Origin of the sequence: Streptomyces sp. NPDC051286, assembly GCF_044455345.1 — a bacterium.
GTDB lineage: Bacteria > Actinomycetota > Actinomycetes > Streptomycetales > Streptomycetaceae > Streptomyces.
Window position 1 is genome coordinate 439,524 of sequence record NZ_JBITER010000001.1, and the last position, 19,539, is coordinate 459,062.

Here is a 19,539-nt window from a genome sequence, read left to right on the forward strand (position 1 = left end):
CGTGGAAATCCTGGCATTCGGTGTGCAGTCCGACGAGAAGCCGCTGATCGAGAAGGCCTTCGCCGGACAGCACGAGGTCCGCTGCCTGGACGTATTCCTCAACAAGGACACCGCCCCCATCGCGGCGGGCTACGAGATCATCTCCACCAGCGTCAACGCCGACCTGGGCAGTGGCGTTCTGCAGACGCTCGCCGCGGGCGGCACGCAGATGATCGCCCAGCGCTCCACGGGCTTCAACAACATCGACCTCGACGTCGCCGAACGTCTCGCCCTGCGGGTCGCCCGCGTCTCGTACTACTCGCCGTACTCGGTCGCCGAATTCGCCTGGACGCTCGCCATGGCGGTCAACCGCCGCATCATCCGCGCCACGAGACGCACCCGCGACTTCGACTTCCGGCTCGACGGTCTCCTCGGCCGGGACATGCGCGGCCGCACGGTCGGCGTGATCGGCACGGGCAAGATCGGCGAGGCCTTCACCCGTATCGCCCATGGCTTCGGGATGAAGCTGCTCGGCTGGGACGTGGTCGAGAACCCCGCCTGCACCGAACTCGGCATGACCTACGTCGAGAAGGAACAGCTCCTCGCCGAGTCCGACCTGATCAGTCTCCATGTCCCGCTGGTGCCCGCGACCCACCACATCATCGGCAGGGACGCCCTGGCCGCGATGAAGGACGACGCCATCCTGATCAACTCCAGCCGTGGCGGACTGGTGGACACCTCGGCCCTGGTCACCGCATTGCGGGCGGGCCGCTTCACGGGCGTCGGACTCGATGTGTACGAGGCGGAGGCCGGGCTCTTCTTCCTCGACAAGTCCCTGGAGGTCGTCGACGACGACACCCTGGCCCGGCTCGTCACCTTCCCGAACGTCATCGTCACCTCGCACCAGGCGTACTACACGGAGGACGCCGTGACGCAGATCATCGACGCCACCGTGCAAAACGTCGCCGACTACCTGGCCCGCCGCCGCAGCGACAACGTCCTCGTCCCCAGGCTTCCTCAGGACTAGGAGGGCACTGAAGATCTTGGCCGGGCTCCCGACGCCTTGCACGCACATCTGCGGCGTTGCCAAAACGGCCTGATAGCTCCGCTATGAGGCCGCTTCGGCGCCTTGCAGCTGCACGCACCAGACGCCGCTCGCTGATCCGGCCAAGATCTTCAGCACCCTCCTGGGAGGGTGCAGACATTGCCGGTCACGGCGCTGGAGCCCCGGACTCCCCGGCGGATTCCGGAGCCCCGTCCGCGTCCGCGGTCAGCCGGGCACGGGCAGCCCTGCCAGCAGCTCGGTGACGATCGACGCGCCGCGCAGCGTCAGCACGGACTCCGGGTGGAACTGCACCGACGCGAACCCGCCCCCGCGCAGCGCGTGCAGTTCCCCGGTGGCCGCGTCCCGGCTCACCTCGATGGAGTGCGCGGCCAGCTCGGCGACCGTCTCGTCATCGCAGCGTGCGGTGAAGCTGTTGTAGAAACCGACCGTCTCCGGGCGCCCGAACAGCTCGATCCGGGTCTGCGCGCCCTGGTACGGCACAGTCTTGCGGACGATCTCCAGACCCAGCTCCGCCGCGATCAGTTCATGCCCCAGGCACACCCCCAGCAGCCCGTGCCGGTGCTCCCGGACCAGCTCCGCGGCGAACTCGCGCAGCAGCCGCATCTTCGGATCGCCGGTGTCCGCCGGATCCCCGGGGCCGGGGCCCAGCACGACCGGGCCCGTGTGCGCCCGTACGGTCTCCCGCAGCCCCGGCTCGTCGTAGCGGTGCACCGACACCTCAAGACCCGAGGCGCGCAGCAGATGCGCCAGCATCGCGGTGAAGGTGTCCTCCCCGTCGATCACCAGCGCATGGCCGGAGAACTCCTGCGTGCGCTCCTGCATCCGCAGCCAGAACGTTGCGAGCCCGTCCCGCCGGGCGTCCAGGGCGGCTCGCACCCGAGGGTCGCCGGCCAGTCGCGGACGCGTCTCCTCCGTCCGAGGCCGTCCCGGCCGCACGCCCAGTGCGGTCAGTACCCCCGCCGCCTTCGCGTGGGTCTCGGCGACCTCGCTGTCCGGATCGGAGTGGCGTACGAGCGTCGCCCCGACCGGCACCCGCAGCCGTCCGTCGGCCGCGATGTCGGCGGTTCGGATCAGGATCGGCGAGTCCAGGGTCTGTGCCCCGCCCGGCTCCTGCCGCAGCAGGGCCAGCGCGCCCGCGTAGTAGCCGCGGCCGCCGGGCTCGTACCGCTCGATGACCCGGCACGCGTTCTGCACGGGCGAGCCGGTGACGGTCGCGGCGAACATGGTCTCCTTCAGCACCTCCCGCACATCCAGCGAGGAGCGCCCGCGCAGCTCGTACTCGGTGTGCGCGAGATGCGTCATCTCCTTGAGCCGCGGCCCGATCACCACGCCGCCCATGTCGCCGACGGTGCACATCATCTTCAGTTCCTCGTCGACCACCATGGAGAGCTCCTCGGTCTCCTTGCGGTCGCCGAGGAAGGTCAGCAGGCTCTCGGCGGTCGGCCCTTCGGCGGGGTAGCGGTACGTTCCGCTGATCGGGTTCATCACGACCGTCCCGCCGGACATCCGCACATGCACCTCCGGGCTGGCGCCGACCAGCGTCCGCTCCCCGGTGTCCACGACGAACGTCCAGTACGCACCCCGCTCACCGGCCAGCAGCCGACGGAACAGGGCCAGCGCGTCGGACCGCCCGAACCCCGGGATGTCGCCCTGGAAGGTCCGCCGGATGACGAAGTTCGCGCCCTCGCCCTTCCCGATCTCGTCCTCGATGACCCGTCGGACGACGTCGGCGTACTCCTCGTCGGGGACGTCGAAGGCGCCGCCCTCGACCCGTACGTCATGATGGGGCAGCGCGGCGAGCACCTCGTCCAGCGGAAGCTCGTACGTTTCGTCCGCGACCAGCACGGACAGCGGCGTCCCGTCGTCGCGCACGTCGAATCCGCGCTCGGCGATCTGCCGGAACGGCACCAGGGCGAGCGAGGGCTGCGGTCCGACCGGGAGACCGGCGAGCCGGCCGGCCTCCCGGACCCGGCCGATCAGCACCTCGACGATGTCGTGGTCGTGACCAGGAGTCCGCCTGCGCAGCAGCGCGAACGGCGGGCAGTCGTCCCGGACCAGCCGGGCGAGGACGGGTGCGGTGCGATGAGGCATGGGGTGGTGTTCCTTCCGGATGGAGGAACGGCCCCGAAACGCAGAGAAGGCCGCCCCTCGGGCGGCCTTCGCGTGGTCTGTCGCGCGCGATGAATCAGTGGGCCGCCGGATGAGCGGTCCACCACCAGTTCTGGTGCGTCTGCGCGAACATGTCCGAACCCTATCGGACGCCCGGTTCCTCCGGGCGCGCGTCTCAACTGTTGAGCGTGCGGATGGATGCCCCCCTCGACCCCGTAATGTTGTGGTTGTGACCGTGAACGCCAATACCTCCGTCGCCGGTGGCAACACCTGGCGAGACCTTCCCGCGGCGCAGCAGCCCGAGTACCCCGATGCCGAGGCTCTGCGCGATGTACTCGCGGACCTCGCGTCGTATCCGCCGCTCGTCTTCGCGGGCGAGTGCGACCAGCTGCGCGCCCGCTTGGGAGCCGTCGCCAAGGGCGAGGCGTTCCTGCTGCAGGGCGGCGACTGCGCCGAGGCCTTCGACGCCGTGTCGGCCGACCACATCCGGGCCAAGCTGAAGACGCTGCTCCAGATGAGCGCCGTCCTTACCTACGCGGCCTCCGTGCCCGTCGTCAAGGTGGGCCGGATCGCAGGCCAGTACTCCAAGCCGCGCTCCAAGTCGACCGAGACCCGCGACGGCGTGACCCTGCCGACCTACCGCGGTGACTCCGTCAACGGCTTCGCCTTCACCGAGAAGGCCCGCGTCCCGGACCCGGACCGGCTGAAGCAGATGTACCACGCGTCCGCTTCCACGCTGAACCTGGTCCGCGCCTTCACCACCGGCGGTTACGCCGACCTGCGCCAGGTCCACGCCTGGAACCAGGACTTCGTGAAGTCGTCCCCGTCCGGTCAGCGTTACGAGGCGCTGGCCCGCGAGATCGACAACGCGCTGAACTTCATGAAGGCGTGCGGCACGGACCCGGCCGAGTTCAAGGCGGTCGAGTTCTACTCCTCGCACGAGGGGCTGCTGCTGGACTACGAGTCGGCGCTGACCCGCGTCGACTCGCGCACCGGTGAGCTGTACGACACCTCCGGTCACATGGTCTGGATCGGTGAGCGCACCCGCCAGATGGACGGCGCGCACATCGAGTTCGCCTCGAAGATCCGTAACCCCATCGGCATCAAGCTCGGCCCGACGACCACCGTCGACGAGGCGCTCGGATACATCGACCGCCTCGACCCGGACCGCGAGCCCGGCCGGCTGACCTTCATCGTCCGGATGGGCGCCGACAAGGTCCGCGACAAGCTCCCCGCGCTGGTCGAGAAGGTCACCGCCTCCGGTGCGGTCGTCGCCTGGGTCACCGACCCGATGCACGGCAACACCTTCGAGGCGGCCTCCGGCCACAAGACCCGTCGCTTCGACGACGTCCTGGACGAGGTCAAGGGCTTCTTCGAGGTGCACAAGGGCCTCGGCACGCACCCGGGCGGTATCCACGTCGAGCTCACCGGTGACGACGTCACCGAGTGCGTCGGCGGCGGCCACGAGATCTTCGTGGACGACCTGCACCAGCGCTACGAGACCGCTTGCGACCCGCGGCTCAACCGCAGCCAGTCGCTGGACCTGGCGTTCCTGGTCGCCGAGATGTACCGGGACCAGTAGCCGTCACGGCAGGTAGCGCGCGTACGACTGTGGGGCACGGATCGATGTGATCCGTGCCCCACAGGGCATTCCGGGACTTTTACCGGTACTGGGCGCCGGGTAAGGTTAGGTAAGCCTCACCGTTCAGCGGGGTGGCATCCATGACCCATCCTGCCGGGAGGTGAACCGCATGTACGTCTGCTCGTGTTTCGGCATTACGGAGCAGCAGGTCAAGGAACATGCGGACGCCGGGGCGTGCACCCCCCGCCAGATAGCCAACGCCTGCAAGGCGGGCACCGACTGCGGTGGCTGTGTCCGCCGGATTCAGGCGATGCTCGGTCGCGGTGCGTGCGTGCGCCGGGAACTGCTGGGCGAGAAGCAGGCCCCCGGTGACGCCCCCGGGCAGACCCTCTCGACCGCACCGGGTGCGGCCCCCCGCATCGGTCCGGGCATCGCCCCCGGACGGATCCCGGGCATCGGTCCCGGTCCGGTCCCGGGCATCCGGCTCCCCGACGCGGCCTGAACCCGGCTCTCCCGGACCCGCCGTCCCGGGCAGGGCTGTTCCCTGGCTCAGCTGTCAGGCTGTTCGATCTGCTGCGCGATGTAGAGCGGCTCGCCGAGCTTCTCGATCAGTTCCAGCTGGGTGTCGAGGTAGTCGATGTGATGCTCCTCGTCCTCCAGGATCGATTCAAAGATATTTGCGGACGTGATGTCGCCCTTCCCGCGCATCAACTCGATACCGCGCTTGAGCCGGTCGATCGCCTCCACCTCGACCTGGCGGTCGGCCTGGAACATCTCGGTGACCGTCTGGCCCACGCGTACATGGAAGAGCCGTTGGTAGTTGGGGAGTCCATCGAGGAAGAGGATGCGGTCCGTCAGGGTCTCGGCGTGCTTCATCTCGTCGAACGACTCGGACCGGGTGTACTTCGCGAGCTTCGTCCAGCCGAAGTTGTCCTGCATCTTTGCGTGCAGGAAGTACTGATTGATGGCAGTCAATTCGGCGGTCAGCTGTTCGTTCAGGAACTCGAGGACCTCGGGGTCGCCCTGCATCGCAGAGGCTCCTTCCAACCGGTGAACTGGGCACGTTGGCCGCATCCTCGCACCGCACCCCCCAGTCGTCCAGTAAGTGCATGCTTAGTACGAGTTGCCCGAATAGTCGCGACCCTGGTCATGACCACCCCTGCCTGTCTGTCACCATGGAGGCATGGGTCAGCCGGAAAGCCGGGAATACCGCGAATCAGAGCAGTCCGAGCTTCCGCCGGGTCAGCGACTGCAGCGCGGTTGGCCGGTTACCCACTACGGGCCCGTTCCCAAGTTCAAGCCCGATCGCTGGGAGTTCCGGGTCTTCGGAGCCACCGTGGACGGCGAGAAGCACTGCTGGAACCACCAGGAGTTCTCGGCCCTGCCGTTCTCCTCGGTCGTCGCCGATCTGCACTGCGTGACGAAATTCAGCATGCTCGGGGCCGAATGGGGCGGGGTCCTCGCCCGTACGATTCTGGAACTCGCGCCACCCGCGCCCCAGGTCACGCATGTGATGGTCTGGGCGGAGTACGGATTCAGCTCGAACTTGCGGCTCGCCGACTTCACCTCGGACCGCACGCTTTTCGCCACCCACAAGGGCGGTGAGCTGCTCACCGCGGAGCATGGCTTCCCGCTGCGCCTCGTCGTGCCGCACTTGTACGCCTGGAAGGGGCCCAAGTGGGTCCGGGGCGTCGAGTACATGACGGCCGATCGCCGGGGCTTCTGGGAGGAGCGCGGCTACCACAACATCGGCGACCCGTGGCGCGAGCAGCGCTACTCCTACCAGGAAGAGCCCGGGGAAGGCCCCGAGCTCTGACCTGGCGGTCCCGGTGCGGGGGAGGTCGTCAGTGGTGGTACTGGTGTACCACCGCGTGGCCCTTGCCGCGGCCGATCATCCACTTGTTGACCGGTGTGGTGGCGACGAAGGCGACGGCCAGCGACAGTGCGAGCGTTCCCCAGAACAGCGCGTCGGCGAGCTGTGCGTCCATGGCGCCCGGCCACAGGACGATCACGCCGTTGTCGATCAGTTCCATCACCGCGATGGAGAGGGTGTCGGCGGCCAGGGCGACCCGGAATGCCGTACGGAAGTCGACGCCGGCCTTCAGGATCGAGCGCAGCGTCAGCGTGTAGCCGAAGAAGAATGCCAGGACGATCGCGAGGACCATCGTCCCCGTGTTGCCCCAGCCGAGCGCTGTGCCGATCACCATGCCGAGGATCTCACCGATGGCGCATCCGGTGAGGCAGTGCAGTGTGGCGCGCGCGGCCATGGCCCAGTCGACCGGGCCGGGGGAGTGCGCAGTGTGGCCGGCGTGAGCCGAGTGGTCGGCGTGGCTGCTGCCGTTGTGGCCCTGTCCGTGGTGCTCGTGGTGCTGCTGATGCTCTCCGTCGCGCGTGTCGTGCTGCATGGCGATCCCCCAATGCCGGTAGCGGTTCCTGTCGACAACAGGAACCATATACCCCCGAGGGGTATTCCGCCATTGAGTTTCGCGGTCAGCCGCGGTCGCGCAGCCCCTTCAGTCGCGCCACATCCGCCGCATGGCCTTCCTTGCCGCCCGGCGTCTCGATGATCAGTGGTACTCCAGCCGTCGCCGGATGGGCGAACAGCTCCCGGAACGGCTCCTCGCCGATGTGTCCGGCGCCGATGTTCTCGTGCCGGTCCTTGTTGGCTCCCACCACGTCCTTGGAGTCATTGGCGTGTATCAGCTTCAGCCGCCCCTCGCCGACCGTGTCCACCAGCAGGTCCAGGGTCTGCTTCATGCCCGCGGGGCCCGCCAGATCGTGCCCCGCCGCGTAGATGTGGCAGGTGTCGAGACAGATACCGAGCTTGGGGTGGGCGTCGAGAGCGTCGAAATACGGGCCGAAGTCCCAGGCCCGCGAGCAGAGCGAGAATCCCTGTCCGGCGGTCGACTCCAGCAGCAGATACGGGTCGTCGTCATGGGTCAGTTCGTCGAGGAGCGGCCTCATGTGCGTCCGTACCTGCGCCAGAGCCTCCGCGCGCGGCCGGCCGCCGGTCGCCGAGCCGGTGTGCACCACGACGCCCAGGGCGCCGATCTCACGGGCCCGGCGCAGGGAGTGGCGCAGCGAGTCCACGGACTTCTCCACGGTGGCCTCGGTGTGCGAGCCGAAATTGATCAGGTACGGGGCGTGGACATAGACCGGTATCGACTCGGCGGCACACTCGGCGCGGAACTGTTCGTCCTGTGCCGGGTTCCCAGCGGGCGTGGCCCAGCCGCGCGGATTGGCGACGAAGACCTGGACGGTCTCCGCCCCCATCTCGCGGGCGTAGGGCAGGCCGACCTTCGCGAGGCCGCCGGCCACGGGGACATGGCCGCCGACGGGGTTGCGCATATGGATCTAAAGCCCCTTGGTCTTGATGGTGATGGTGCTGCCCTCGGGGGCCTGCTTGCCGCCGTCCACGGACTGACTGGCGATCTTGTCGCTGAAGGAGAGGAACGGGCGGTCGACCTTGACCTCGAAGCCCGCCTGCTTCAGCAGCCTCGTCGCCTCGTCGACGTCCTTGCCGGTGACGTCCGGCACGTCGATCATCCGCGGGCCCTTGGAGACCGTGAGCGTGATGGTGTCGCCCTCGGCGACCTGGGCACCCTGGCCCGGGGACTGGTGCGCGATGTCGCCCTCGGCCTCGGGAGAGTTGACGCGGCCGGGCAGCACCTTGGCCTTCAGCCCTTCCTCGTCCAGTGCGGCGGTGGCGTCCTGGACCGACAGCCCGGTGACATCGGGGACATCGACCGGGCTGCCCTTGCTGACGACCAGGGCGACCGCGGAGTCGGGGTGGCGCTCGGCGCCCGCCCCGGGATCCGTACGGATCACGTCGCCCCGGCCGAACTCCGTGCTGAACTCCCTGGTGACCATGCCGGGCACCAGCCCGTTCTTCTTCAGTGCCTGCCTGGCCTCGGCCAGCGCGAGGCCCTCGACGGCGGGCACCTTCACGATCTCCGGGCCGCGCGACACGGTGATCGTCACCGAGCCGTTGCCCCGGATCCGGGCGCCGGACTTCGGATCGCTGTCGATGACCCTGCCGCGCTCGACGCTGTCGCTGTAGGCACGCTTGACGCTTTTCAGCTCCAGCCCGGAGTCGGAGAGCCGCTGCCCGGCCTCCTTCTCGGTCTGGCCGAGCAGGGAGGGCACCCGGGTGAACTGTCCCGAGTTGATGTACCAGACACCGGCACCGGCCCCGAGTACCAGCAGCACGGCGACGATCGCGGCAAGCATTCCGCGCCGCGGCCCGCGTCGGGCCTGCCGGTCCTGCTCGGGCGGCAGCGGCGGGGGCATCTCGAGCCGGCTGGTGTGGTGGGCCGTGCCCTGACCGTCCGGGAGTACCCGGGGGATCACACTCGTGCGGTCCTCGGCGACATCGTGCACCTCGGCGAGGGACTGCGGCGGTACAGCGTCCAGTTGTTCATCGGTGAGCGCGGCGCGCGCGGTGCGGGCCTCGGCCAACAGGGCCACCGCGTCGAACGGGCGGACCTCGGGGTCACGGGCGGTGGCGCTCGCGACCAGGCGGTCCAGCTCGGCCGCGAGCCCGGGGACGACGGCCGACGGGGCCGGGACGTCCTCATTGAGGTGCTGGTAGATGACCTGAGCGGGGGAGTCGCCGGTGTGCGGCTTGGCGCCCGTCAGCATCTCGTACAGCACGACACCGCAGGCGTACACATCGGCGCGGGTGTCCGCCGTGCCGTGCTCGATCTGCTCGGGGGCGAGGTAGGAGACGGTGCCCAGGACGGATCCGGTGGTGTTCGTGACGGCGCCCACAGCCCGCACGAGACCGAAATCCGCGACCTTCACCCGGCCGTCGTCCCCTATCAGGACGTTCTCCGGCTTCATGTCGCGGTGCACGAACCCCGCCCGGTGTGCGGCACCGAGTGCGGCGAGTACCGGCTCCAGGATGTCCAGGGCGGCCCGCGGCTGCAGGGCGCCGCGCTCGCGCAGGATGTCGCGCAGCGTGCAGCCCGCGACATACTCCATCGCCAGGTAGACGTACGCCCCCTGGGCGCCCTGGTCGAAGACCGCGACCACATTGGGGTGGGCGAGCCTGGCCACCGACTTGGCCTCGCGGATGAAGCGCTCGACGAACGAGGCGTCGGTCGCGAGCGCCGGGTGCATCACCTTGAGGGCGAGCACCCGGTCGAGCCGGGTGTCCATGGCCCGGTAGACCGTGGCCATCCCGCCCACGGCGATGCGGGCATCGACGCGGTAACGGCCGTCGAGCAGCTGCCCGACAAGGGGGTCCTGGAGGGTCTTATCCACGCAGCCGAGTCTACGAGTCACCGTGGACACGACCGACGGGCCGGGGCGATCCCGGGTCCGTACTGCAGCCGAGCCGTGACAGGGACATGCGCATCAGCGGCGTACGGACCCGGCGGACGCGCGCTCAGAACGCCGGCCGCTCCGGGTCCAGCACCGCCCGCCCCTCCACCGGTGAGGAGGCCTCGGCGAAGTGGCGCCGCGGGATCCGGCCCGCGCGGTACGCCAGCCGTCCCCCGTCCACCGCGTGCCGCATCGCCGCCGCCATCAGCCCGGGCTCCTGCGCCCGGGTCACCGCCGACGCCAGCATCACCGCCGCGCAGCCCAGCTCCATCGCGAGGGCCGCGTCCGAGGCGGTCCCGGCGCCCGCGTCGAGAATGACCGGCACCCGGGCCTGCTCGACGATCAGCTGGAAGTTGTGCGGATTACGGATGCCGAGCCCGGAGCCGATGGGGGAGCCGAGCGGCATGATCGCCGCGCATCCCACGTCCTCCAGTTTCCGGGCGAGCACCGGGTCGTCGCTGGTGTACGGCAGGACGGTGAACCCGTCGTCCACCAGGGTCTCCGCGGCGTCCAGCAGCTCGATCGGGTCGGGCAGCAGAGTCCGCTCGTCGGCCACGACCTCCAGCTTGATCCAGTCGGTGCCCAGCGCCTCGCGGGCCAGCCGGGCGGTCAGCACGGCCTCGCCCGCGGTGAAGCAGCCCGCCGTGTTCGGCAGGACGCGGATCGAGAGGCGTTCGAGAACGGAGAGGACCGAGCCCTGCACGGTCGGGTCGAGGCGGCGCATCGCGACGGTGGTCAGCTCGGTGCCGGACGCTGTCAGGGAGCGTTCGAGCACGTCGAGACTGGGCGCCCCGCCCGTTCCCATGATCAGCCGGGAGCCGAACGTGGTGCCGCCGAGGGTGAAGAGATCGTCGGACATGGTCAGCCTCCCTGGACCGCGGTGAGGACCTCGATCCGGTCGCCGTCGGCGAGGGCGGCGGCCGACCAGCGGCTGCGCGGGACGACGGTCTCGTTGAGGGCCGCGGCGACCCCGGAGGGCGCCGCCGTGAGAGTCGCCACAAGGGTCTCCAGGGTGGTGCCCGCGGCGATCGAACGGGGATCGCCGTTCACGGAGACGGTGAGCGGGAGGGAGTCGGTCATGCGGGCTGCTCCTGACGTACGGAGGCGGAGGGCGGTACGGCGGCGGGTGCGAATCGTCCGGGGGCGAAGGGGCGGGCCACGGCGGGCAGCTCGCCGGTGGTCAGCAACTCGGCCATGGCGTCACCCGTGACGGGGGTGAGCAGTACGCCGTTGCGGTGATGGCCGGTGGCGAGGTGGAGGCCGGGCAGGGCGGTGCGGCCGAGCAGCGGGGCGTTGTCGGGGGAGGCGGGGCGAAGGCCGGCCCGGGTCTCGGTGAGCGGCAGTTCGGTGATGCCGGGCACCAGCTCGTGGGCGTCGCGCAGCAACTCGTACACCCCGCCCGCCGTGACGGTGGTGTCCCAGCCCATTTCCTCGCTGGTCGCGCCGACGACGAGCTCGCCGTTCTCGCGCGGGACGAGATAGACATGGCTGCCCCGGACCACGGCCCGCACGGTGCGGGTGAGGAACGGCGCGTAAGCGGCGGGCACGGTCAGCCGGAGCACCTGTCCCTTCACGGGCCGCACCGGGGGGACGACCTCGTCCGGCAGCCCGGCGAGCCGCCCGCTGAGGCTGCCCGAGGCGAGTACGACCTGGTCGGCGGCCAGCTCCGTACCGGCCGTGAGTACGGCTCCGGTGGCCCGGTCCCGTGCCACCCCGAGGCGTTCCGCCCAGTCGCGGTGGAAGACCACCCCGGCCCGTTCGCAGGCCGTCAACAGAGCGGCGGCCAGTCGACGGGGGTCGACCTGGTGGTCGCCGTCGACCCGTAGACCGCCGCGCACGCCCGGCGCCAGCATGGGCTCCAGCCGGCGGCACTCACGGCCGGTGAGCCACTCCGACTCGAGCCCCGAACGCTGCTGCAGCGCGTGCAGCTCCCGCAGATGGGCGCGGTCGTCGGAGTCCAGGGCGACCGCCAGGGTGCCGCAGGCGCGGAAGCCGATGTCCTGGCCGCTCGCCGCCTCCAGTTCGGCCGCGAAGGCCGGGTAGCGCGCGGCGGACGCGGCATTGAGTTCGAGCAGCATCTGCTCGCCGTAGTGGAGTTCGGTGACGGCGGCGAGCATCCCGGCCGCGACCTGGGCGGCCCCGCCGCCCGGTTCGGGGTCGACGACCGCGGTGCGCAGACCGCGCTGTGCAGCCCGCCAGGCGGTCACCAGACCGATGATCCCGCCCCCGATGACGAGGACGTCGGATCCTTGTGCGGATACGGATGTGTTCCCGGAAGAACGCATGGGCGTCCAGCCCCTCCCTTCGCCGGCATGACCCGGATCAGGTGCGTACGGTCGGAGGCCGCCCAGCCTCCCTCTCAGCCCGGTGCGTCCGGGCTCCCGCGAGTGTCTTACGGTGGCCACCCTAGTGCCCCTCCCGGCAGGTTTTGCCCCGTCGCGTCGGGCGAACATGGCCGGTCACGGCACTGGACCCCGTCCCCCGGACCCGATAAAGGAGCAGCAGCCATGGCCCGTTCGCTCGATGGACTCGTCCTCTCGCCGGTCGCCGACCAGGCGCCGGGCCAGGTCGGCACCCGTACCCGCTTCACGTACCACGAGGAGGACGGCCGGATCTGGGCCGAGTACGCGGGCGGCGACGTGGTCCGGGGCCATCTCGTCGGCACCAGGACCGCCGATCGACTCGACTTCCGGTACGTCCAGTTGAAGCAGGACGGAACGACGTCCTCCGGACACTGCCTCTCCACCGTCGTCGACCTCGCCGACGGCCGGGTGCGGCTGGACGAGCGGTGGGAGTGGGAGTCGCAGGAGGGCAGCGGGACGAGCGTGGTCGAGGAAGTGCCTAGCTGACTGACCGTCAGGTGTTTAAGGTGGACGGGTGAGCGAGCAGCAGACTGAGCAGCTGGACCGGCGGACCGAGCGCCGCATCGTCATCGTCGGTGCGGGCATGGCCGGTGTGCAGACCGCGGTGGCCCTGCGGGAACAGGGCTTCACCGGCCCGGTCACCCTGATCGGTGCCGAACCCCACCAGCCCTACGACCGGCCGCCACTGTCCAAGGCGGTACTGCTCGGCGAGGCCGAGGACTCCGCCTTCGACATCGACTTCGAGGCGCTCGACATCGAGCTGCAACTGGGCCGCGACGTGACCGGCCTCCGGTCCGAGGCGCATGAACTGGACACCCCGACGGGTTCCGTCCCGTACGACGTCCTGGTCATCGCCACCGGCGCCGAACCGGTCGAGCTGCCGGGCTCCGAGGGTGTGCGCGGCGTCCATCTGCTGCGCACCCTCGACGACGCCGCACGGCTGCGGCCGGTCCTCGGCGAGCAGCACACCGTCGTGGTCGTCGGCGCCGGATGGATCGGCGCGGAGTTCGCCACCGCGGCCCGCGCCGCGGGCTGCGAGGTCACCGTCGTCGAGGCCGCCGACCGGCCGCTCGCGGGCGTCCTGCCCGCCGAGGTCGCCGCTCCGATGGCCCGCTGGTACGGGGAGAGCGGCGCGGAACTCCTCACCGGCGCCCCGGTGGCCCGCATCGAGCCCGGCCGGGTGGTCCTCGCCGACGGCCGCGCACTCGCGGCAGGAGCGGTGGTCGTCGGGATCGGTGCCCGGCCCGCCACCGCCTGGCTGGCCGGCTCCGGCATCGCGCTCGGACCGGACGGATCGGTGACCGCCGACGAAGCGCTGCGGACCTCGCTGCCCGATGTGTACGCCGTCGGGGACTGTGCCTCCTTCCCCTCCGCGCGATACGGCACGCGCCTCCTCGTCCACCACTGGGACAACGCCGTCCAGGGGCCGCGGACCGCCGCCGCCAACATCATCGGCGCCGGCTCCCGCGGGGCGCCGCAGCCGCTTACGTACGACCCCGTGCCGTACTTCTGGTCCGAGCAGTTCGACCGGTTCGTGCAGTACGCGGGCCATCACGGGGGCGCCGACACCCTGCTGTGGCGCGGCGACCCGGACGGTCCCGCCTGGTCGGTGCTCTGGCTGCGGGACGGCGTGCTGGTCGCCGTCCTCGCCGTCGGCCGGCCGCGCGACCTGGCCCAGGGGCGCAAGCTCATCGAGGCGGGGGCGCGGCTCGATGAGGCGCTGGCGGCCGATCCCTCCGTGCCGCTGAAATCGACGGTACGTCAGTAACGGCCTGGTGCACGATAGAGAGTGGATCAGCGAGCGGCGTCATGCGGCTTCGAATCCAAGGCGGAGGAGGGCGGAGACGCGAAGGGGGTCCCCCCCCCCATGCCTTAGGGCTCTGGGGGAGTCGTCGACTGACGATAACGCCGGAGGCGGAGTCGCATGACGCCGGGAGCCCGCTCGCTATCGTGCGCCAGGCCGTAACGGCCGCCCCTGTGAAGGGGCCGGTGTGCAATATCCGTCATGCGGACGCCTCTTGGTCGTGGGTCAAAATTGGTGCAGTGTGCAGCTTTTGGATTACCGACCCTCTTCCAAAGGATGTGCATGTCCCCCTACCGATGGGTCCGCGCCCTGCGCGGAATATCCGTGGCGGCGGCCTCGATCGCCCTCATCGGCGGTGCAGTTGCCGCCCCGGCGTACGCGGGTACCGCCCCTGCCCCCGGCTCCAACCCGGCCGTCGACTACCAGGACCCGGTCGACGCGCTGCCACCGGTCTCCCGCCCGGACACCGAGCACTGCGCGGTGACGGCCGTCGAGCACGACTTCGGTTACACGCTCGGCGGGCCGCCGTACACCACCACGCTCACCCCGCCCGCCCGGTGCAAGGGCCCCTGGAACAAGGTCGTCCTCGACTGGTCGGGCAGCGTGAAGGGGCGTCAGTACGACCGTCTCGCCGCAGTGTTCGTCGGCGGCGCGGAGGTGTTCCGCACCAGCACGGCCGAGCCCGACGACGACGGCATCAGCTGGCACGTCGCCAAGGACATCACCGAGTTCGCGCCCCTCCTCAAGGACCCGCAGAAGCTTCAGCTGGAGCTCGGAAACGTTGTCAACGACACGTACACCGGCGTGTACCACGTGAAGCTGACGATCACGTACTACCGGGCCGACCGGCGCCACCCGGCCGCCACCACGGCCGACCGGATCGTCCCCCTGGGCAACACCGCCTCCACCGCCGCCCCTTGGCTGAGCGTCGGCAAGGGCGGCTCCACCAGCACCGACGTCACCTTCCCGCGCAATCTGACCGGCGCGCGCCTGCAGGTCTACGCACGCGGCGGCGGCTGCGACGAGCAGTGGTTCGACGCGGTCCCCAGCGACCTCGCGGCCACCGCCCCCGACTACCTCTGCGGCGGCGGCCCCTACCGCGAGGTGCAGGTCACGGTGGACGGGCGCCCCGCGGGCCTCGCCCAGCCGTATCCGGTCGTCTACTCCGGCGGCATCGTGCCGACCCTGTGGCGGCCGGTGCCGGCCATCGACCAGTTCCGGACCGAGGCGTACGACATCGACCTCACCCCCTTCGCGGGCGAACTGGCCGACGGCCGGCCGCACGCCATCGGGATCACTCCGTACGGCGCTGCCGACACCTGGATCGTCGACGGTTCGCTCTTCCTCGACACGGACGCGCACGCGTCACGTACGAGCGGCCAGGTGACCGTCAACACGCTCACCGGCACTCCCGCCGTGAAGACCGTTCAGACCCCGCGTGAGGACGGCTCCACCCACGTCTCCGTGTCGACCGGCCGCTCCTGGAAGATCTCGGGCTACGTCCGGACCTCGAAGGGCCGGGTCACCACCACTGTCGAGCAGGAATTCGCGTACACCAACACGGACACGGTCTCCAGGACCGGGCAGCAGCAGACGATGCACCAGCGCGACCACGGCGCCACCACGGTGACGACCAGGACGGGCGGGCGTACCAGCGCACAGCGGCACGCCTGGTCCTACCCCATCGACGTCGACATGGACATCCCGGTCTACGGCGACTACAACAACTACGACCTGAGGGCCGCCGTCACCCAGCGCCGTGTGCTGATCGACACCTCCCGGACGGGCTCCGCGCGCGTGTGGCGCACGGACGCCGTCACGGACGACACCGTGGACTCGACCGGCAACCTCGCCCGCACGGACGGCGTGGTCACCGCCGCGGACGGAGCCTCGGTCGAGAAGTACCGGGGCACCACCGACACCGGGGCCTGCTACTCGCGTGTCCTGGAGTCCGCCCACGGCTGGATCACCAGCGACCAGGAGTCCCGTTGCCGCGTCGCGGACGTGGTTCGCGAGGCCCTGAAGGGATGAGTCCGGGTATCGGCTGTCAGTGCGGGATGGCAGGCTTGTCCTGTGACCGAGATTGACGCAAAGATCGATGCTCTCGTCCCTGCCTGGCTCCACCTTCCCGATATCGCAGAAATGTTCGATATCGAGGTGACGCGCGTGCGGCAGCTGGTCAAGGAAGGCCAGCTCATCGCCGTACGACGTGGTGAGAACCGGGCGCTCCAGGTGCCTGCTGCCTTCATCGACGGCAACAAGGTGGTCAAGGGCCTCTCCGGCACCCTGACGCTCCTGAGGGACGACGGCTTCTCCGACGAAGAGATGCTGGAATGGCTCTTCACCCCTGACCCGACCCTGCCGGGTACCCCCGCACAGGCGCTGAGCGAGAATCGCGGCACGGAGGTGAAGCGTCGCGCCCAGGCGCTCGCCGTCTGACCGGGACGACCGTACGCGCGGTACGGGCCGTGCACCCCTGCGCGGCCCGTACCGCCGCATCGAGCCGCCCCGCCGTACCGCTCCGTCCCATCAGCAGTACCGCTCCGTCCCAAGGGGGAACCGCACCATGCCCACGCCTCGTGCGCTGCTGTCCGACGCCCGGCTCTATCTGTGCACGGACGCCCGCAGACGCGAGGGTGACCTCCCCGAGTTCCTCGACGCCGTGCTCTCCTCCGGCGTCGACATCGTCCAGCTGCGCGACAAGGGCATGGAAGCGGCCGAGGAGCTCGAACACCTCGCTGTCTTCGCCGATGCCTGCCGGCGCCACGGCACGCTCCTCGCGGTGAACGACCGGGCCGATGTCGCCCATGCCGTCGGCTCGGATGTGCTCCACCTCGGCCAGGGGGACCTGCCCGTGCCCGCCGCCCGGGCCATCATCGGAGCGGATGTGGTGATCGGCCGCTCCACACACGCCGAGTCCGAGGTCGACGCGGCCGTCGCCGAGCCCGGCGTGGACTACTTCTGCACCGGCCCCTGCTGGCCCACCCCGACCAAGCCCGGCCGGCACGCCCCGGGCCTCGACCTCGTGCGGTACGCCGCCTCGCTGGGCCGGACGCGCCCGTGGTTCGCCATCGGCGGAATCGACGCGGACAACCTCGACGAGGTGCTGGACGCGGGGGCGCGCAGGGTCGTGGTCGTACGGGCCATCACCGAGGCCGACGACCCGGCCGCGGCCGCCGCCGGGCTCGCGAAGCGGATCAGGGCGCGCGCCGACGTCTGACAAGCACGTCAGGAACGCCGCGAATGCCGCAGGGCATCCAGAACGACCGGGTCCGCCCGGAGACTGCGCGAAGGGTGTCCGAGGGCTGGACAAACCACCAGTCAATTCGGGCAATTGCCGCCGGTCTGGTCGGTGCACCCCCGAGCCCTGGTTAACCTTCAGTATGGCCCTTGGCACTCCTTCTACCAGGACAGATCACGCACCCACTGTGCGTGAGCTTCTCGCGACCGGCAAGACGTCGTATTCGTTCGAGTTCTGGGCACCCAAAACCGAGAAGGGTGAGCGGAATCTCTGGAATGCCCTGCGCCGTGTCGAGGCAGTGGGGCCGAGCTTCGTCTCCGTGACGTACGGCGCCGGCGGTTCCACCCGGGCCGGAACGGTGCGGGCCACCCAGCAGATCGCTGCCGATTCCACGCTCACCCCGGTCGCCCATCTGACCGCCGTCGACCACTCCGTCGCCGAACTCCGCAACATGATCGGGCAGTACGCGGACGCCGGAATCAGGAACATCCTCGCCGTGCGCGGCGACCCGCCGGGCGACCCGATGGGCGAGTGGGTCGAGCACCCGCAGGGTGTGCGGTACGCGGCCGATCTCGTCCGGCTCATCAAGGAATCCGGCGATTTCTGTGTCGGCGTCGCCGCATTTCCCGAGATGCACCCGCGCTCGACCGACTGGGACACCGACATCGAGCATTTCGTGGACAAGTGCCGCGCCGGCGCCGACTATGCGATCACGCAGATGTTCTTCAATCCGGACGACTATTTGCGTATGCGTGACCGAGTGGTTGCTGCGGGTTGCGACACGCCGATCATCCCCGAGGTCATGCCGCTCACCAGCGTCAAGCAGCTGGAGCGGTTTCCGCAGCTCAGCAACGCGTCGTTGCCGTCGTCGCTGAAAGAACGCATCCTCGCCGTCAAGGACGATCCCGCCGCTGTACGCTCCATTGGGATTGAGTTCGCGACGGAGTTCTGCGCGAGGCTGCGCTCCGAGGGTGTGCCCGGACTGCACTTCATCACGCTCAACAACTCGACGGCGACGCTCGAGATCTACGAGAATCTCGGACTGCACAAGCAGTCGTGACCGGCCGTACCCGCCACGACCCGGGGCGGTGGCCGTAGAAGGGGGCGGGCATGGGCTGGACGGTCCTCTACATCGCGTTCGGCATCGTGGCGTTGTGGCTGCTCGGTGAGGTGCTGCTGCAGTACAAGGCGCGCCTTCGCTGGCGCCTGCTCGCCTTCGGCGGCTTCGCCTGTGTGGTCGTCGGCGTACTGATGCCGTCCGTGTTCGTCATCGCCGTCGGCGCGATCGCGTTCGCCACCGGCCAGACGTACGTCACGCTCTCGTTCCGGCGCGGCTTCTCGACCGGCTGGGCCATAGGGGGCAGCCCGGGTGAGAGCCGTCGCCGCCGGTCAGGGGGCAACCGGAGCACCCGCCGGGAGCCGACGCTGGAGGTGTCGGACCTGGAGATGGAGTACGGCCGCTCGGACCAGGACGAGGCGAACAGCCCCGCTCCCGCGAGCGCGGCCGCGGTCTACGAGCCGGAGCCGCTGCCCGACGACACCGGGCAGTACGGCATCTACACCGACCCCCAGCCCGCGCAGCAGTCCCAGCAGTCGCAGCCTCAGTACGCCTCCTACGACCCGCACCCGGACTCCTCCGCGTACACCGCGGCCGCCCAGGACTCGTATGCCGGCCAGGAGAGCTACGGCGGGCAGGGCACCTACGAGAGCCAGGACCCCTACGCCGGGCAATACGACTACGGCACGGGCGCGCAGCAGTATGCCGCGTACTCCGACCCGTACATCGGCACCACCACCGGCTCCCCGCAGTACGGGGCGCAGGACCCGTACGTGGGCCATGACAGCCATGGCGGTCAGCAGCAGTTCGCGGCAGACCCCTACGCCCAGCAGTACGCCTTCGAGACGCCGCCGGGCGGCGTCTGGGTGCCGCAGCAGCGCGAGGGCGAGCAGTACCCGCCGCTGCCACCGGAGCAGCCCGCGCCGTTCCCGAATGGCTACGACACCGGCTACGACGGCCAGTACCGCTACTGACGGGGCGAGCCGCAGCCGTCGGGCGAAGGCCGAACCCGA

Annotated in this window: 20 protein-coding genes and 1 riboswitch; of the genes, 11 read left to right on the forward strand and 9 right to left on the reverse strand. The window is 70.0% G+C overall.

Features of this window, described 5'->3' with window-relative positions; translation table 11 throughout:
* The first annotated feature begins 1 nt into the window (after position 1).
* A complete protein-coding gene (locus tag ACIBB8_RS02000; protein WP_398948443.1) occupies positions 2–1,006 on the forward strand; it encodes a 2-hydroxyacid dehydrogenase in 1,005 nt (334 codons plus the stop codon).
* A gap of 243 nt (positions 1,007–1,249) precedes the next feature.
* On the opposite strand, the gene ACIBB8_RS02005 is transcribed toward ACIBB8_RS02000, so the two are convergent.
* The gene (locus ACIBB8_RS02005) at positions 1,250–3,136 is read right to left on the reverse strand and encodes an anthranilate synthase family protein (protein WP_398948444.1); all 1,887 of its coding nucleotides are present in this window, start codon (positions 3,134–3,136) and stop codon (positions 1,250–1,252) included.
* Between the two features lie 94 nt (positions 3,137–3,230).
* Positions 3,231–3,287 carry a trp operon leader peptide gene (locus ACIBB8_RS02010; RefSeq protein ID WP_107063558.1) on the reverse strand — a complete coding sequence of 19 codons (57 nt, stop codon included), beginning with the start codon at positions 3,285–3,287 and terminating at the stop codon, positions 3,231–3,233.
* A gap of 102 nt (positions 3,288–3,389) precedes the next feature.
* Between ACIBB8_RS02010 and ACIBB8_RS02015 the strand changes: the two genes are divergently transcribed.
* On the forward strand, positions 3,390–4,736 hold the full coding sequence (locus ACIBB8_RS02015) for a class II 3-deoxy-7-phosphoheptulonate synthase (protein WP_398948445.1): 1,347 nt from the start codon (positions 3,390–3,392) through the stop codon (positions 4,734–4,736).
* A 169-nt stretch (positions 4,737–4,905) separates the two neighbouring features.
* The gene (locus ACIBB8_RS02020; RefSeq protein WP_398948715.1) at positions 4,906–5,238 is read left to right on the forward strand and encodes a bacterioferritin-associated ferredoxin; all 333 of its coding nucleotides are present in this window, start codon (positions 4,906–4,908) and stop codon (positions 5,236–5,238) included.
* A 47-nt stretch (positions 5,239–5,285) separates the two neighbouring features.
* On the opposite strand, the gene bfr is transcribed toward ACIBB8_RS02020, so the two are convergent.
* Complete coding sequence (gene bfr, locus ACIBB8_RS02025) at positions 5,286–5,765, reverse strand: bacterioferritin (protein WP_266986592.1); 480 nt, start codon at positions 5,763–5,765, stop codon at positions 5,286–5,288.
* A 154-nt stretch (positions 5,766–5,919) separates the two neighbouring features.
* Between bfr and ACIBB8_RS02030 the strand changes: the two genes are divergently transcribed.
* The gene (locus tag ACIBB8_RS02030) at positions 5,920–6,552 is read left to right on the forward strand and encodes a sulfite oxidase-like oxidoreductase (RefSeq protein ID WP_398948446.1); all 633 of its coding nucleotides are present in this window, start codon (positions 5,920–5,922) and stop codon (positions 6,550–6,552) included.
* 28 nt (positions 6,553–6,580) lie between these two features.
* Here the strand turns inward: ACIBB8_RS02030 and ACIBB8_RS02035 are convergent, their stop codons facing one another.
* The 6 genes from ACIBB8_RS02035 to thiO form a co-directional block, all read right to left on the reverse strand.
* Positions 6,581–7,141 (reverse strand): DUF4396 domain-containing protein, encoded by a 561-nt coding sequence (locus ACIBB8_RS02035; RefSeq protein WP_398948447.1) that lies wholly within the window; start codon positions 7,139–7,141, stop codon positions 6,581–6,583.
* Positions 7,142–7,226: 85 nt separating this feature from the next.
* Positions 7,227–8,084 carry a deoxyribonuclease IV gene (locus ACIBB8_RS02040; RefSeq protein ID WP_398948448.1) on the reverse strand — a complete coding sequence of 286 codons (858 nt, stop codon included), beginning with the start codon at positions 8,082–8,084 and terminating at the stop codon, positions 7,227–7,229.
* A 6-nt stretch (positions 8,085–8,090) separates the two neighbouring features.
* Positions 8,091–10,001, reverse strand: coding sequence for a Stk1 family PASTA domain-containing Ser/Thr kinase (gene pknB, locus ACIBB8_RS02045; protein ID WP_398948449.1), 1,911 nt, complete (start codon positions 9,999–10,001; stop codon positions 8,091–8,093).
* Positions 10,002–10,125: 124 nt separating this feature from the next.
* Positions 10,126–10,920, reverse strand: a complete 795-nt coding sequence (locus ACIBB8_RS02050) for a thiazole synthase (protein ID WP_398948451.1) — start codon at positions 10,918–10,920, stop codon at positions 10,126–10,128.
* 2 nt (positions 10,921–10,922) lie between these two features.
* Positions 10,923–11,141, reverse strand: a complete 219-nt coding sequence (gene thiS / locus ACIBB8_RS02055) for a sulfur carrier protein ThiS (RefSeq protein WP_398948452.1) — start codon at positions 11,139–11,141, stop codon at positions 10,923–10,925.
* Positions 11,138–12,346, reverse strand: a complete 1,209-nt coding sequence (thiO, locus tag ACIBB8_RS02060) for a glycine oxidase ThiO (protein ID WP_398948453.1) — start codon at positions 12,344–12,346, stop codon at positions 11,138–11,140. Before thiO ends, thiS begins: the two co-directional genes overlap by 4 nt.
* A riboswitch (TPP riboswitch) is annotated at positions 12,344–12,456 on the reverse strand. (Overlaps the previous gene by 3 nt.)
* A 112-nt stretch (positions 12,457–12,568) precedes the next feature.
* Between thiO and ACIBB8_RS02065 the strand changes: the two genes are divergently transcribed.
* The 7 genes from ACIBB8_RS02065 to ACIBB8_RS02095 all read left to right on the forward strand — a co-directional run bounded on the left by ACIBB8_RS02065 (position 12,569) and on the right by ACIBB8_RS02095 (position 19,500).
* Positions 12,569–12,910, forward strand: a complete 342-nt coding sequence (locus ACIBB8_RS02065) for a hypothetical protein (protein ID WP_398948454.1) — start codon at positions 12,569–12,571, stop codon at positions 12,908–12,910.
* A 28-nt stretch (positions 12,911–12,938) separates the two neighbouring features.
* Positions 12,939–14,192 carry an NAD(P)/FAD-dependent oxidoreductase gene (locus ACIBB8_RS02070; RefSeq protein ID WP_398948455.1) on the forward strand — a complete coding sequence of 418 codons (1,254 nt, stop codon included), beginning with the start codon at positions 12,939–12,941 and terminating at the stop codon, positions 14,190–14,192.
* 318 nt (positions 14,193–14,510) lie between these two features.
* Positions 14,511–16,259 (forward strand): peptide-N4-asparagine amidase, encoded by a 1,749-nt coding sequence (locus tag ACIBB8_RS02075; protein ID WP_398948456.1) that lies wholly within the window; start codon positions 14,511–14,513, stop codon positions 16,257–16,259.
* A 42-nt stretch (positions 16,260–16,301) separates the two neighbouring features.
* The gene (locus ACIBB8_RS02080; protein WP_398948457.1) at positions 16,302–16,667 is read left to right on the forward strand and encodes an Rv2175c family DNA-binding protein; all 366 of its coding nucleotides are present in this window, start codon (positions 16,302–16,304) and stop codon (positions 16,665–16,667) included.
* Positions 16,668–16,794: 127 nt separating this feature from the next.
* Positions 16,795–17,448: a thiamine phosphate synthase gene (thiE, locus tag ACIBB8_RS02085; RefSeq protein ID WP_398948459.1), complete on the forward strand. Its 654-nt coding sequence runs from the start codon at positions 16,795–16,797 to the stop codon at positions 17,446–17,448.
* Between the two features lie 163 nt (positions 17,449–17,611).
* Positions 17,612–18,529: a methylenetetrahydrofolate reductase [NAD(P)H] gene (metF, locus tag ACIBB8_RS02090; protein WP_398948460.1), complete on the forward strand. Its 918-nt coding sequence runs from the start codon at positions 17,612–17,614 to the stop codon at positions 18,527–18,529.
* A 50-nt stretch (positions 18,530–18,579) separates the two neighbouring features.
* Complete coding sequence (locus tag ACIBB8_RS02095) at positions 18,580–19,500, forward strand: hypothetical protein (RefSeq protein WP_398948462.1); 921 nt, start codon at positions 18,580–18,582, stop codon at positions 19,498–19,500.
* The last annotated feature ends 39 nt before the right edge of the window (positions 19,501–19,539 follow it).